Raw genomic sequence first — 14498 nt, 5'->3', positions numbered from 1 at the left:
CGCTAACGACTAACAGGGCGTTACAATTATGATATTTTTGCAATGAAAAGAATATGAAAAGATGTGAGCACGCCTCTTGTATGACTTTCGTTGATTTAGTATAATCGCACTCATGTGTAAAAAAAGAAATTGGAGGGATTATAGATGAAATATCCTGTAGCGATATGGATGCTGGCGATAGGTGCTTTCGCAATTGGCATGACCGAATTTGTTATTATGGGTTTGTTACCAAATATAGCTAGAGATTTTGATGTAACAGTGAGCCAAGCGGGACAACTTATTACAGGTTATGCATTAGGCGTAGCAATTGGTGGCCCAATTCTTGTGATGTTAACTATAAAATGGAACAGAAAATATTTATTACTTGTGCTGATGGGCATTTTTATTTTAGGTAATATTGCAGCCTCATTGAGTCCGACTTATGGATTTATGATGACAAGTCGTATTATTACTTCATTAGCGCACGGTTCATTTTTTGGTATTGGCTCAATATTAGCAGCTAGTATGGTAAAACCAGCATATAAAGCTAGTGCTATGGCGTTAATGTTTATGGGACTAAGCCTTAGTAATATTTTAGGAGTACCATTTGGTACATTAATTGGTCAAAACTTTGGATGGCCGATGACGTTTATTATCATATCCATAATTGGTGCAATGGCGTTGATCGGTATTATTTTCTTTGTGCCAATGACTAAAAAACAAGAGGCAACTTCTGTTAAAACAGAATTGAAAATCTTAAAAGAAAAACGTCTGTGGTTAACGTTAGCAGTAACGTTATTTGGTTTCAGTAGTGTTTTTGCATACTTTACTTACATTTCCTCGGTTCTTATCGAAGTGTCTCATATTCAAGAAAATTTAATTTCATATTTATTAATCATTTTTGGTGTGGGCGTTACGTTAGGTAATATTGTAGGTGGTAAACTTGCTGATTGGAATTTAAATAAAGCATTAAAAATTATTTTTATTATGTTTATTTTATACTTCATTTTATTATACTTCATTCAAATGAATGGAATTTTAATGGTTGCAGGTGTGTTCTTCTTTGGATTAATAGGATTTAGTATGAGTCCTTCATTACAATACAAGAGTACATTAATTTCACAAGAAGCACCGACCTTGGCAAGTACATTAAACCAATCCGCATTTAATTTAGGAAATGCTTTAGGCGCATTTCTTGGTGGTGTGGTAGTAACGAATCTACCAATAGCATCATTGAGTTTAATAGCACCAATATTAACATTGATTGGTCTAATTTTCTTAGTTATTAGTATTCGTGTAGAGAAAAAAGAGGGGACACTTGTTTAATTGAAAACAGCCTGAGTTAAGAAAGTTATAGTCTTTTTAACGACTATGCTAATACTTAACTCAGGCTATTTTTATAGGGAAGTATTTGAGTCTTTGTTCACTCGTCGATAATCGAAATAGGCAGCTATTGGTGTGATAACGAGTGAAATAATAATAAATGTCCAATTACTAATTAATAAATATGGGCCAAATGTCATATAAGATTGTGGCAGAAAAAATACATAAAAAATTGCACAGATTAATACAATAATACCACTGTAGTTTGCTAACCAAATCCAATTTGATTTGGTAAAACATTGGATTTGTACAGTTTTAAAAACCATCCATATAAATAAAAAGATAATAATAAAACCAATAATTAATGTAATTGGAAATGAATACAAATAAAATTTTTTAGCGCCGATAAAAAACCCAATAAACCCTTTTAAAAAGCAAAACAAACCAAAAAATAAGAAGAAATGTTCAACGATATATTTGAAAATATTTTTAACTGTTTCATTTGGCAGCTTTTTTAGCTCTTTTTTAGCATGTGCTTTCGGGTCGTGATCAAAGAAATCCAATGCATGTTCACCGTTATCTTCAGCCTTCAGCAACTCTTTTAAAATGCGATTAAGCATTTTTTCAGAATCATGAGGATTAACGCTCAAATCAGCTCGAACAAAAGAGGTATAATTGTCGAAAATATCTCTGTCAGTATTATTTAAACGCAGTGCCTTAACATTATTTTCACGCATCAATTTTTCAGTAGATTTCATTTGATTTTAACTATCCTTTTTATAAAATATTATAGTAAACACATTATGACTAATATTGAACAATAAATCAATATGAAGCGTAAAGAAAGGAATGACATGAAACAACTTACTACTAAAGATAAAAGTTTGATTAATCAAATGGCCAAAATTCAAGAAAGTGAACTTGCACAAGCTGCGAAACAACCAAGTCCATCAGCTTTTAAAATTGCACTCCGAGAAGAAATGATTATACATAGATTAAAATATTCTCGAGATATGATTTTATGTATAGCACATGAAGAACAAATGGCTGCATTTATATGGGGGCATTTTGATGAAGCAACAACGAGCGTGACGATAGAAATGATATACGTTGTCGAAACATATAGACACCAAGGCATTGCCACTAAATTAAAACAACAAATTGAACAATGGGCCATCTCAATGGGGGCACTTAGCATTCAAGGAACAGTAGATATAACAAATGAAGCGATGCAAAAGCTTAACGAACATTTGGGATATCATACACAAAAAGTTATCATGACCAAATCTTTACAATCCAAACATGAAGACAAGAAAGAATAATGATAAAATAACCTTAAGACAATAAGAACGAAGGAGCAATATGATGAAAAAATGGTTAGCGCTAATACTTGCTGCTACAATTACTTTATCAGCATGTGGCAAAAGTGACGAAAAAGTATCTTTAGAAAAAGATATTGATAAACTTGAAAAAGAACAAAAAAAGCTTAAAAAACAAAAAGAAGAAGTAACTAAAGAGCGTGATAAATTGAAAAAAGAAGCTGCTGATATTGAAAAAGAAATAGATGCAAAAGCTGACAGTGATAGTGAAGATTAAACGGCTAACACAGAAATCATGAAGATATTGCATCCTAAGTGAGCGAACGTAAATATCATTTTTGTATGATACATATGCGTAATTAATAGAAAAGTTATTTAATAATGATAACAAATTGTGTTACAATATTTTCATATTATGAATACACCACGTTTAATGAAGATAATAAAGGGTATTCAAGAGCATATATTAAAATATTTATGACACAAGACAGTTAATAATAACGATTATTTGGAAATTTATACTCTAAATTTTTCAAATCTATTAATAATGAATCAAATATAATGAAAACACAATTGAAATGCTATAGAAAGAAGGGAAAATCATGCATGAACAAGATTTTGATTTGTTAGAAGGTCGTGCGATTACTTTACCTGAATTGGGTAGAGAATTAGAAAATATTACTGGACGACAAATTAAAGATTCGACTGGAGAAATTAAACGTGTAATCGCGCATTTACCTAATTTTGAGTCAGATACGGATACTTTTGTAGCGACTTATCAGTTAAATCACCAAAATGATTTTATTGATGCTACGTTTACAGCACCAAAATCAGATAGAAATCGTTTGAAAGAGATTGCAGTTAATGTAGAATTAATTAGCTATATTACAAAAGCTTAAAATAAATGAGGACAATTTCACAACATTAGTAGCGCGATATGAATAAATCATAACGCGTTACTTTTATATAAACAGGAATAATTTAGACAAGTTTCGAGGTGTGAATGATGACAGTTTATATTGAGACAGAACGATTAATTTTAAGAGACTGGCGTGAGGCAGATGTTTTACCATTTCAACAAATGAATGCCAATCAACAAGTTAGAAGATTTTTCCCTAGCCTATTGAGTTATCGACGTTCAGAACTAGACCTAAAGAAAATGGATGATATCATTAAAGAAACTGGTGTAGGGTTGTTTGCGGTTGAGTTAAAAGAAACAAATGGATGGCTAGGATTTATAGGATTAAACTATGTTCCTAAAAATAGTAAATACAAGTTTACTGAGCTACCATTTTATGAAATAGGATGGCGATTAATTCCGGAAGTTTGGGATAATGGTATTGCGACAGAGGGTGCACAAGCAGTATTAAGTTATGCCAAGGAGCGAGGATTTGAGCATATATATGCGTTGGCAGCTGAGCAAAACGAGGCTTCTATTCGAGTGATGAAAAAAATTGGTATGGAGCAATTCGATTTCTTTGAGTATCCCGACTTAAGTAATTATCATCCGTTAAAGAGACATGTGAGATATCATATTCAACTTAAAGATATAACTAAATAAAACAAGGTACATGCACACATAGCGCGCGCTTGTACCTTGTTTTGTGCGCATTGATTAATCATACGTACGTACACCAAGAGCTTGATATTGATTGAGACATGTTAATAATTCTTCTTTTGTAGCACAAAGTGGTGCCAATGATTGATATTTTTGATCGATAAAACCTTCATCAATCATGTGTTGAATTAACTGTTGTAATGGATTGAAAAAACCATTGATGTTAAAAATTGCTATTGGTTTTTGATGGATGCCTATTTGAGACCAACTATATGTTTCAAAGAACTCTTCCAATGAACCAGCACCACCTGGAGCCATAATAAAAGCATCGGCTAACTCTGACATTTTAGCCTTACGTTCATGTAAAGAATCTACTAAAATGAGTTGGCTTACTTTTTGACTAGTAATTTCTTTCTCATCTAACGATTTAGGCATAACACCAATGGCTTTACCGCCTTGATCTAAAACACCTTGTTCAATAGCACCCATAATACCTACTGAACCAGCACCAAAAATTAGTTCGTAACCTTGTTTAGCCATATATTTTCCTAGGGCATAGGCTTCTTTAACATAAATATCGTCATTACCTTTACTGGCCCCACAATATACTGCAATTCTTTTCATGCATTTACCTCCTGCTAATCAAATTGAGTTAACACAGCTTGGAAGGCTGCATTAAAATCAGCTTTATCTTGGGCTGTAAACTTAGATGGCCCTTTAGTTCTACCACCACTGCGGCGATATTGAGCATGTGCATGACGCGTAGCTAATAATCTATCGATGTTGTCATAAGTAAATTGTTTTCCACTATGATGTAAGACGACGGCGACTTTATCGAGCAATAAACTAGCAAGACCATAATCTTGAGTTATAACAATAGCATCCGAGTTAGCTAACTGCACAATTTTATAATCCACTGCTTCAGGTCCATCATCAACATAAACTATTTTTACATGTTGTGGCTGGATAACTGTAGAATAATGACTAAAGCTGCGGACAATTGTAACAAAAATGCCTGTCCCCTTAGTCAATTCAATTACTGAATCGGTAACAGGACAAGCATCTCCGTCGATAATGATTTGTATCATGCGTTATTGTTTCTCGCTATCGTTGCGTTGTTTAATAACGCTTTTAGCATCGTAATTTTTATACTTTTCGAACTCTGCTAAACGATCTTTTTTGTTGTTATCCAGCGCTTTTGCTTCGGCTTTATGACGTTTATCGATATTCTTTTGCAAACGTTTATCCAATTTTGAAATATCTTTGCTGTTGTCTTTTGCTAGTTTTTCACCTTTTTTCTCTGTTTTATCATCAAGTTTTCCAGGTGTTAACCCAACTTTTTCCATATGCTTATTGGATTTTTTCATATTTTTAATACGTTCTTTCTTATTATCTTCACGTGCTTTGGCTTCTTCTTTATGACGTTTGTCTATTTGTTTTTGTAAGATCTTATCTAGCTTTTCTGCTTCTTTATAATCTGATTTAACAGCTTTATCTTCTTGTTTTTGGATATAAGCAGGATCATGTTCTTTTGCGATTTGTCTTAACTGACGCTTTTCATCCATATTATGTTTTTTGGTAACCACGTAGTCTTTAGCGTTACCAGATTTATCAACAACAACATCTTTAAATTGAATTGATTTTGTTGCGACATTTTTTGAAGCTTTAGCTGTTGCTTCAGAAGCCTTTTTCACATCTGGATGTGATTTAATACGCTTACGCTCTAAAATTAGCGGAACTATTATAATTGGTACTACATTGATTAGTGTTTTCACTAATTGCTTTTTGTCCATACACGTTGCCTCCATATAAATATACTAAGTTATTATTACCCTATGATACCGTAAATTAAACGACATTTGTATTGAAAGCTATCTAAAATATAAATAGAAGAAATTTAAGGTTAACTGCAAGAGGGACAGGACGAGAGTGTTGTGTAATGCATGTATATAGGAGAGGGGACATAACGTAAAATAAGGTGGTCTATTGCCAATATGAAAAGAGGCTGGGACAATATTGATTGTCCCAGCCTCTGTCACACAATTTTTAATTAAAGGTATAATTTTGTAAAATAGTTATGCACCAGTAATGTTATGACCAATACCAAAACCAAAATACAAGATAGCAATAATAATTACTAAGATGATTCTATAAATTGCAAAAGGTAATAACTTAACTTTACTAATTAAGTGTAGGAATAATTTGATTGAAATTAAACCAAAAATAAATGCTGCTAAAAATCCTAAAATATAGAATGGAATTTGATTTGCATGAATAAATTCTATATTTTTAACTAGCGATAGACCACTAGCACCAAGCATGACAGGTACAGCCATCATAAATGTAAAGTCTGAAGCTGCTTTATGGTTCATTTTCATTAGCACACCTGTAGAAATTGTAGAACCAGATCTACTAAATCCTGGCCACATAGCAATAGCTTGGGACAAACCAATAATAAATGCTTGAACATAAGTGATTTGATCTACTGTTTTCGGATTTTTGACTTTTTTACTATACATGTCTGCTACAATCATATAAATTGCACCAACGAAAAGGCCAATCATAACTGTAGGTACGCTAAATAAGTATTTTTCAATGACATCATCAAATAGAAGACCTAAGATACCAGCAGGTATCATACCTACGACAATATGAATTAAATTTAGTCGTTTAGGCTTTTGGTCAACGCCGTCCAATGGTTCGGCTTTGTATTTACCAATATGTAACATTTCAAAATAGCGCTCACGGAAAACCCAAGCCGCGGCAAAAACGGAACCAAGTTGAATGACCACTTTGAAGGTGAAAGCAGATTCAGAACCTAAAAAATCTGTGGATTTCAACCACATATCGTCAATTAAAATCATGTGACCTGTAGAAGATACAGGCGCAAACTCTGTTAAACCTTCAACAATACCTAGAATGATACCTTTAATCAATTCAAGTATTACCATAATTTACCTACTTTCATCGTACTTATTAAATTTTATATACATTTTCCTTTTTCATAATAGCATAATGAATTTTAAAAATGTATTAGAATTATGCAATTTGGGACCAAAGTATGAGCAGTATACTATACCATGTATCAAAGTTCCGTGATAGATAAACTAAGTACAGCTCAACTTTGTATTGACGTTGTTATCATAACATGTGCTTTGTATTGTGACAAAAATATGTATAGCAGTTACTTTTTTTGTGTAAATATAAAACGAATTAATTTAAAAATCGCTAAAACCATTTATAATATATTAAAGGTGATATTTGTGAAAAGATTAACAAAATTAGCGTTAGAATATAAAATTTTTCCGATTTTGATGTTTTTAGTCAGTATTTTACTCGCATTGACTGTAGTATTTCAAAATATAACGATAGGCGTAATTTTGGATAAAGTGCTGATTCAACAACAGTTTCAATTGACATCATTATTGATAATTATCTTTTTTGTATTAATTGCTCGAGCAGTGTTTAATATGTTGAATTTAGCAATTGGAGATACGATGGCTAATCGAATTAAAAATAGTTTAAGGCAACAAGTTATTGAAAAAGCGTCTAAATCGCCTATAGGCAAGCAAATAAATGTGGTTACGGAAGGCATTGATGGCATAGCTCCATTTTTTAGTAATTTCTTTCCGCAAGTATTTAAATCAATGATGATTCCAGTTTTTATTATTGGTGCTATGTTTTTTATACATCTTAACACAGCACTTATAATGTTAGTGACTGCACCTTTTATCCCGTTGTTTTATATCATTTTTGGGTTGGAAACACGTGATGAATCTAAAGATAAAATGACTTACTTAAATCAATTTAGCCAACAGTTTCTAAACAAAGTTAAAGGGCTAATTACATTAAAACTCTTTAATCAAACAGCTAGAACTGAGCAAGAATTGTATGAAGAAAGTACACATTTTAGAACTTTGACAATGCGTATTTTAAAAAGTGCATTCTTATCAGGCCTTATGCTGGAATTTATTACGATGCTAGGCATAGGTTTAGTAGCTTTAGAAGCAGGATTAGGACTTATATTATTTAATAATATCGATTTTAAAACTGCAGCAATAGCTATTATTTTAGCTCCAGAATTTTACAATGCAATTAAGGATTTAGGACAATCGTTCCACAGCGGAAAACAAAGTGAGGGCTCAAGTGATGTAGTATTCGATTTTTTAGAAGAGCCGACGATAAATCCAGTTGCAAGACCACAACAACATGACATGTCAACATCATCGATTGTTAAACTGCATGATGTAAGTTTTAAGTATGAAGGTGCGCAATCGTATGCATTACAGCATATTAATTTGGAAATAACGAAAGGTGAAAAAATCGCGTTAGTTGGTCCTAGTGGCGCTGGAAAATCAACACTTGCGCAGATTATTACTCAGCAATTACCAGTTACTAATGGTGAGCTAACTGTGGCTTCTAGACAATTGCGTTTCGGCATATTGAGCCAAACACCTTATATTTTTAATACTTCAATTAAAAATAATATAACAATGTTTAATGATGAAATCACTGAGGCACAGGTTTATAAAATGTTGAATTTAGTAGGCTTGAAAGAGAAAGTTGCTGCTTTTAAACATGGTATTGATACACATATCGGTGAAGGTGGAGAAATGCTCTCAGGTGGAGAAATGAGACGTATTGAACTATCACGAGTTTTATTGTTACAGCCTGATATTGTCTTGTTTGATGAACCAACAACAGGGTTGGACTTACAGACTGAAACAATTATACAGGATGTCATTCATCGACAATTTCAAGCAGCAACGATAATTTATATTGCTCACCGTGATAGCACAATTCAATATGCAGACAGACGTGTTTATATTGAAAATGGTAGTGTGAAATTTATAGATCAGGTCATGTCAGTAGAAAATAAAAAGGGTGGTGAACCAGAGTGAAGCCACGAATTCATTTTAAAGCAGATAAAGATTTAATAAGTGCAATAGCAGTAGGCGTGTTAGGTAGTGTCGTTGCATTAGCTATGTTCTTTTTAAGTGGATACATGGTGACACAAAGTGCTTTAGGAGCACCATTATTTGCATTAATGATATTGATTGTATCAGTGAAATTATTTGGTTTTCTAAGAGCGATTTTTAGGTATGCTGAGAGACTGTTGTCACATCGTACAACATTTACCATGTTACGAGATGTGCGCGTGCAGTTTTTTAAAGGTTTAATTCCTGTGATACCAGATGTTTATAGAAGATTTAAATCGACTGAACTTTTATCTAATATGGTGAGTAGAATTGAAGCCCTACAAAATATTTATCTACGTGTATATTATCCTCCTGTAGTGATTGGGATAACGACGATTATATCTATAATTGTTATGTTTGCATTTTCATATATACATGCATTGATTATTTTTGTGAGTATGTTTATTACGTTAGGCATCGTTCCATGGTTAAGTGCTAAACGCGCAACCAAGATTAAAGCGTATAAAAATAAAAAGCAAAATGAATTTTTAAATCACTTTTATGACTATAAGGCAGGATATGCTGAATTACAACGTTTTGAACAACAGCATAATTATAAAATGATGTTAGATAACTCGCTAACAGCATATAGTAAGGCGCAATTGAAAGAACAACGTTTTTTAACACTATACGACTTTATCTTAAATATTATTTCAATGCTTGCATTATTTTTCACATTGTATCTTGGAGTGGTGCAAGTACAAGAGCAACAATTTGATGTCGTTTATTTAACAAGTATTGTGTTAATGATGCTAACGTTGTTTGAACAAGCAGTACCTATGAGCAATGTAGCATATTATAAAGCAGATACCGATGATGCACTGTCGAAAGTCAATGAAGTAATGGCGCATCCAATAACACAAGGTACAGAACGTTTTTCATATGATGCTTCTCACCCTATAAAACTATCTGTACAAAATGTAGATTTTAAATATTGGAATCAATCCGTACCTGTATTACGTAATATTAATTTAGAAGTGGCTGAAGGTGAACATGTAGCACTCATTGGTCCTTCTGGTTCGGGGAAAAGTACAATATTACAATTGATGTTAGGCTTATATCAAGCCGAAGCAGGAGAAATTAAACTTAATAATCAACAGTTGCATAACATCACAAATGAGGACAAATATAAGCTGCTCAACGGTATGTTACAAACGCAACAAGTGTTTGATGGTACATTAAAAGAAAATCTCTTTACGTCTCAACCTGATAGTGTAATAAAAGAAACATTAGTAAAACTTGGCTTGGATCATTTTGCATTAAATACACCACTAACTTTAGTTGGTGATACTGTTTCAGGAGGAGAATTACAACGTATCGGCATCGCTAGATTATTATTAAACAACAAACCAATCTGGATATTAGATGAGCCAACAACAGCTTTAGACATTTATCATACAGAACGTGTAATGGATTTAATTCATAAATATGCGCAAACTCTAGTAATAGCAACTCATGATTTAAGACTGTTACCACAGTTTGATAAAATTGTAGTCGTAGTTGATGGAGAGATTATAGAAGCAGGCTCTTACGAAGATTTACTAGCACAACGCGGTTATTTGTATCAAATAATGACCTTAAATAAGTCAGTATAAATATATAGAGAGATCAAACAAGATTGTTTGACCTCTCTATATAAATAACTATATTTAATGATTTAATTTACATATCTTCCACTTTTAAATTTAACATGGGCAAAAATTATTTTGTTTTAACGTCAGTAAATGCAGTTATAACTTTATCAAGTAATCTGTTGAGTTCAGCAGATTCTGTTTCGTCTAATGAAGACGCAACTGCAACATCTTGACAAGCTGTATCCAATTCAGGACGAATGGACTCACTCTTTTCAGTTAAATGAATAAAGACTTCACGTTGATCAATTTCAGATCGCTCACGTTTGATTAGATCAACTTGCTCCATTCTTTTTAGTAACGGTGATACTGTGCCAGTATCTAATGCTAATTCAGTAACGACTTTCTTAACATTTACAGGTGATTCATTCCACAATATTGTTAAAACTAAAAATTGTGGATATGTTAGTTTATATTTTTTAAAGACATTATTTGAGTAGTAGCGATTTACTTGTCTTTGTGCATTGTATAAACTAAAACAAAGTTGCTCCTTTAAATTAAGTTGCTCAGACATTAAGTTCTCCTCCAGACATTCTATCCGTAATTTTTCTCTGTGTATCGGATTGGATCCGTCTATGTTGTATAGAATTCATTTGCAAACATACTTTTGTACTGTGCCATGCTAAAATAAAAAGTATAATTAAAGTTTAGAAGATATCTAATATTTTATCAAGTAAAAGGTCAATTATATGTTTAATTTAACTTTTGTGCAAACATTTGTATAAGAAATGAGTGGATAGTTTGAAAAATAATATAAATCATAAAATATCATTATCGATTGTAACAGGATTTCTCGGAAGTGGCAAAACTACATTACTTTATAATTATACAAAAAGATTATTAAATAGTAATGAGAATGTTAAAATTATTATTAATGAATATGGCAATACTGACTTTAATAGCCGGCTTGAGCAATCTAATGTGAATATATATTCTATTTTGAACGGTTGTGTATGTTGCGATTTAAAACAGGAATTATTAGCGAAACTAAAATATTTGATAAATCAAAATGATACGCAACATATTATTATTGAAGCAACAGGTATTGCCCATCCGATTGACATTATAGTAGCATGCCAAGATCCAGACATTGTAGATTATATTAAGCAACCAATGGTTATCGGTGTTGCTGATGCACCTAGATTTATACAACGAGCACAATATACTAATGAAACAATGGAACTTATGGAGGCGCAGTTATCTGTTTGTGATGTCATATTATTGAATAAAATGGATTTGGTCAATGAAGATAAAGCACAGCTCACAACGGCATTAAGCAGTATAAATGCTACAGCAAGTGTACATTTTACAGAGTATGCCAATATCGAGGAGTTAACGTTTGAATCAGTTGGACAACACTCGAATATGCACACATCATATCATGGTCATCATCATGGCATAGAAAGATTACATTATAAGTTTACATCACCTATAGATAGGCAATTGTTTTATCAATATATTTTACGGCTACCCGATAATGTTCTAAGATTAAAGGGTTACGTGAAGTTTCGTGATGAGCCTGAAGTTACTTATGAATTTCAATATGCATATGGTTTGCCTGATTTTTTTGTTATTGAGGAAGATAAACCGTTAAATGTAGTCCTTATAGGAGAACAGTTGGATAAAGTAAGGCTGAGGAACGATTTGGAAATGCTACAATTTACGTAAAATATAAAATGTGAGATAAGGATGTGTCAAACGATGGATAAAGTCGAAATTAATCAATATGTTTCTTTTTCTAAAGTTATTCAAGGTTTTTGGCGAGCGCACGATTGGCAATGGACGCCGCAAGAGCTAAATCGTTATTTACACGAATTAGTAGAACGCGGTATAACGACGATTGACCATGCGGATATTTATGGAGATTATCGTTGCGAAGGTATTTTTGGTGAAGCATTGAAGTTGTCACCTGAATTACGAGATTCAATTGAAATTGTGTCGAAATGTGGTATTGTATTGCCTTCTGAACGGTTATCGTGGACGACAGGTCATCGATATGATCACAGTAGACAACATATAAAACAGTCTGTTGACCGTTCATTGCAAGAACTAAATGTAGATTATTTGGATTCATTATTGATACACAGACCTTCTCCATTAATGGACCCGAATGAAATCACTGACGCTTTAATGGATTTGGTAAAAGCGGGTAAAGTGAAATCTTTTGGTGTATCTAACTTTAATAAATCACAATACGATTTATTAAATCAATGTTTAGTGTGCGATAAATTGCATATAACTGTGAATCAATTAGAAGTTTCACCATATACATTAGACATTATGACAGACGGGACATTAAATTATATGCAACAAGATAATGTTAAGGTTATGGCTTGGAGTCCTTTAGCGGGTGGGAAGCTATTTGATTTAGCAGATGACAAAGCAAAACGAATTATGGCAATTATTGGACCGTTAGCTCAAAAATATCAAACATCTACTTCAAGTATCATAATGGCATGGTTAAATAAACATCCCGCAGCAATTTTACCTGTTATAGGTACACATCAAATCTCTCGAGTTGATGAGGCTTTGGCAGGTTTTGATATTAAACTGTCAGATCAAGAATGGTTTGATATTTATACTGCATCGTTAGGTCACGATATACCGTAAAAAAGGAGTAAGTATTATGGCTAATAATCAAGAACAACATTGGCAAAAGCAAAAGCAATTTGAACGAAATTTTATTCATTTCCCATTTCTGGGGTTTGCAGTAGTCATATTATTATTAAATATTGTTTATCCCGATATTAATATTATGATGGCGTTTTTTGGCTTGTTTTTCATATATAATGTTGGATTGTTATTTGTTTCATTTATTCGTCATTTTAAGCGCACTATGATTTTAACACTCATATTATCAATTATGGCTGGTAGTATATTTGGTTTGCTTATGTATTTATATGCAGCTACTAATAATTTATTAGGTTAGTTAAATATCATATTATTGCTGAGACATCGCTGTGCAACCTTTTATGTGAGCAACTAATGCTTTACTAAATGCTTTAGAGCACAGTATTTTTGAATTACAACAAAATTGGAGAAGTGAGGTTAATACATGGAACAGTGGATTACACAGTTCATGGAACAATTTGGCTATTTTGGAATAGCATTGCTGATATTTTTAGAGAATATTTTTCCACCAATACCATCTGAGATCATATTAACATTTGGTGGCTTTATGACGACTAAATCATCGTTAGGTTTTATAGGAGTGACAGTGGCATCTACACTGGGATCAATCATCGGTGCAATCGTTCTATACGGCATCGGTTTATGGATTGGCGAAGACAAGTTATATCGACTTGTAAATCGCTATGGCAAAATTTTACGTGTAAAATCAACGGATTTAACTAAGACATTTGATTGGTTTGAAAAATATGGATACTGGACAATCTTTTTCTGTAGATTTGTACCACTTATTCGTAGTTTAATTTCTATTCCTGCTGGTATTACCAAGATGAATTTTTCTGTGTTTGTTATTTTTAGTACACTCGGAACAATTATTTGGAATATGGTATTGATTTATTTAGGAATGAAAGTAGGTGGCAATTGGCATCAAATCGTCTATTATATGGATATTTACTCTAAAGTTATCTATGTTATTTTGCTACTCATTGTTATTTACTTTATATGGAAATGGCTAAAACGTGTTCGTAAAAATAAGCAAAAGTAATCATTTAAATTAATATATTTGAATAGATACAACTAC

General features: G+C 32.5%; 17 protein-coding genes. 11 read left to right on the top strand and 6 right to left on the bottom strand.

What is annotated here, in order from left to right; translation table 11 throughout:
* Positions 1-144 precede the first annotated feature (144 nt).
* Positions 145-1305 (top strand): MFS transporter, encoded by a 1161-nt coding sequence (locus KA845_RS04460; protein ID WP_021459166.1) that lies wholly within the window; start codon positions 145-147, stop codon positions 1303-1305.
* Between the two features lie 71 nt (positions 1306-1376).
* Here the strand turns inward: KA845_RS04460 and KA845_RS04455 are convergent, their stop codons facing one another.
* Positions 1377-2060: a DUF1129 family protein gene (locus tag KA845_RS04455; protein ID WP_210127804.1), complete on the bottom strand. Its 684-nt coding sequence runs from the start codon at positions 2058-2060 to the stop codon at positions 1377-1379.
* 96 nt (positions 2061-2156) lie between these two features.
* On the opposite strand from KA845_RS04455, the gene KA845_RS04450 reads away from it, so the two are divergent.
* The 4 genes from KA845_RS04450 (at position 2157) to KA845_RS04435 (ending at position 4182) form a co-directional block, all read left to right on the top strand.
* Positions 2157-2624: a GNAT family N-acetyltransferase gene (locus tag KA845_RS04450; RefSeq protein WP_002508938.1), complete on the top strand. Its 468-nt coding sequence runs from the start codon at positions 2157-2159 to the stop codon at positions 2622-2624.
* Between the two features lie 40 nt (positions 2625-2664).
* The gene (locus KA845_RS04445) at positions 2665-2898 is read left to right on the top strand and encodes an SA0632 family lipoprotein (protein ID WP_225975808.1); all 234 of its coding nucleotides are present in this window, start codon (positions 2665-2667) and stop codon (positions 2896-2898) included.
* Between the two features lie 325 nt (positions 2899-3223).
* A complete protein-coding gene (locus KA845_RS04440; protein ID WP_002508936.1) occupies positions 3224-3520 on the top strand; it encodes a hypothetical protein in 297 nt (98 codons plus the stop codon).
* Positions 3521-3627: 107 nt separating this feature from the next.
* Positions 3628-4182, top strand: coding sequence for a GNAT family N-acetyltransferase (locus KA845_RS04435; protein WP_002508935.1), 555 nt, complete (start codon positions 3628-3630; stop codon positions 4180-4182).
* Positions 4183-4236: 54 nt separating this feature from the next.
* On the opposite strand, the gene KA845_RS04430 is transcribed toward KA845_RS04435, so the two are convergent.
* The 4 genes from KA845_RS04430 to KA845_RS04415 form a co-directional block, all read right to left on the bottom strand.
* A complete protein-coding gene (locus tag KA845_RS04430; protein ID WP_002508934.1) occupies positions 4237-4803 on the bottom strand; it encodes an LOG family protein in 567 nt (188 codons plus the stop codon).
* A gap of 14 nt (positions 4804-4817) precedes the next feature.
* Positions 4818-5267 (bottom strand): YaiI/YqxD family protein, encoded by a 450-nt coding sequence (locus tag KA845_RS04425; RefSeq protein ID WP_002508933.1) that lies wholly within the window; start codon positions 5265-5267, stop codon positions 4818-4820.
* A 3-nt stretch (positions 5268-5270) separates the two neighbouring features.
* Positions 5271-5972, bottom strand: coding sequence for a hypothetical protein (locus KA845_RS04420; protein WP_210127803.1), 702 nt, complete (start codon positions 5970-5972; stop codon positions 5271-5273).
* Positions 5973-6254: 282 nt separating this feature from the next.
* Positions 6255-7130 carry an undecaprenyl-diphosphate phosphatase gene (locus KA845_RS04415; RefSeq protein ID WP_107373899.1) on the bottom strand — a complete coding sequence of 292 codons (876 nt, stop codon included), beginning with the start codon at positions 7128-7130 and terminating at the stop codon, positions 6255-6257.
* Positions 7131-7442: 312 nt separating this feature from the next.
* Between KA845_RS04415 and KA845_RS04410 the strand changes: the two genes are divergently transcribed.
* Both KA845_RS04410 and KA845_RS04405 read left to right on the top strand, forming a co-directional pair.
* A complete protein-coding gene (locus KA845_RS04410) occupies positions 7443-9080 on the top strand; it encodes an ABC transporter ATP-binding protein/permease (protein WP_103388049.1) in 1638 nt (545 codons plus the stop codon).
* Positions 9077-10753: an amino acid ABC transporter ATP-binding/permease protein gene (locus KA845_RS04405; protein ID WP_210127802.1), complete on the top strand. Its 1677-nt coding sequence runs from the start codon at positions 9077-9079 to the stop codon at positions 10751-10753. Before KA845_RS04410 ends, KA845_RS04405 begins: the two co-directional genes overlap by 4 nt.
* Positions 10754-10859: 106 nt before the next feature.
* Here the strand turns inward: KA845_RS04405 and mgrA are convergent, their stop codons facing one another.
* Complete coding sequence (gene mgrA / locus KA845_RS04400; RefSeq protein ID WP_002508928.1) at positions 10860-11303, bottom strand: global transcriptional regulator MgrA; 444 nt, start codon at positions 11301-11303, stop codon at positions 10860-10862.
* Between the two features lie 227 nt (positions 11304-11530).
* Here mgrA and KA845_RS04395 point away from each other — a divergent pair, with 227 nt between their 5' ends.
* From KA845_RS04395 to KA845_RS04380, 4 genes are all read left to right on the top strand, one after another.
* Positions 11531-12457, top strand: a complete 927-nt coding sequence (locus KA845_RS04395; protein ID WP_210127801.1) for a CobW family GTP-binding protein — start codon at positions 11531-11533, stop codon at positions 12455-12457.
* 33 nt (positions 12458-12490) lie between these two features.
* The gene (locus KA845_RS04390) at positions 12491-13399 is read left to right on the top strand and encodes an aldo/keto reductase (protein WP_210127800.1); all 909 of its coding nucleotides are present in this window, start codon (positions 12491-12493) and stop codon (positions 13397-13399) included.
* A gap of 16 nt (positions 13400-13415) precedes the next feature.
* Complete coding sequence (locus tag KA845_RS04385; protein ID WP_021459159.1) at positions 13416-13718, top strand: hypothetical protein; 303 nt, start codon at positions 13416-13418, stop codon at positions 13716-13718.
* A gap of 126 nt (positions 13719-13844) precedes the next feature.
* Positions 13845-14462, top strand: coding sequence for a DedA family protein (locus KA845_RS04380; protein WP_021459158.1), 618 nt, complete (start codon positions 13845-13847; stop codon positions 14460-14462).
* Positions 14463-14498 lie beyond the last annotated feature (36 nt).

It is taken from the genome of Staphylococcus sp. GDX8P114P-2 (assembly GCF_017892945.1).
GTDB lineage: Bacteria > Bacillota > Bacilli > Staphylococcales > Staphylococcaceae > Staphylococcus > Staphylococcus arlettae.
Note: the sequence above shows the minus strand (reverse complement) of the source record. Positions and strands in the feature narration are given on the sequence as shown.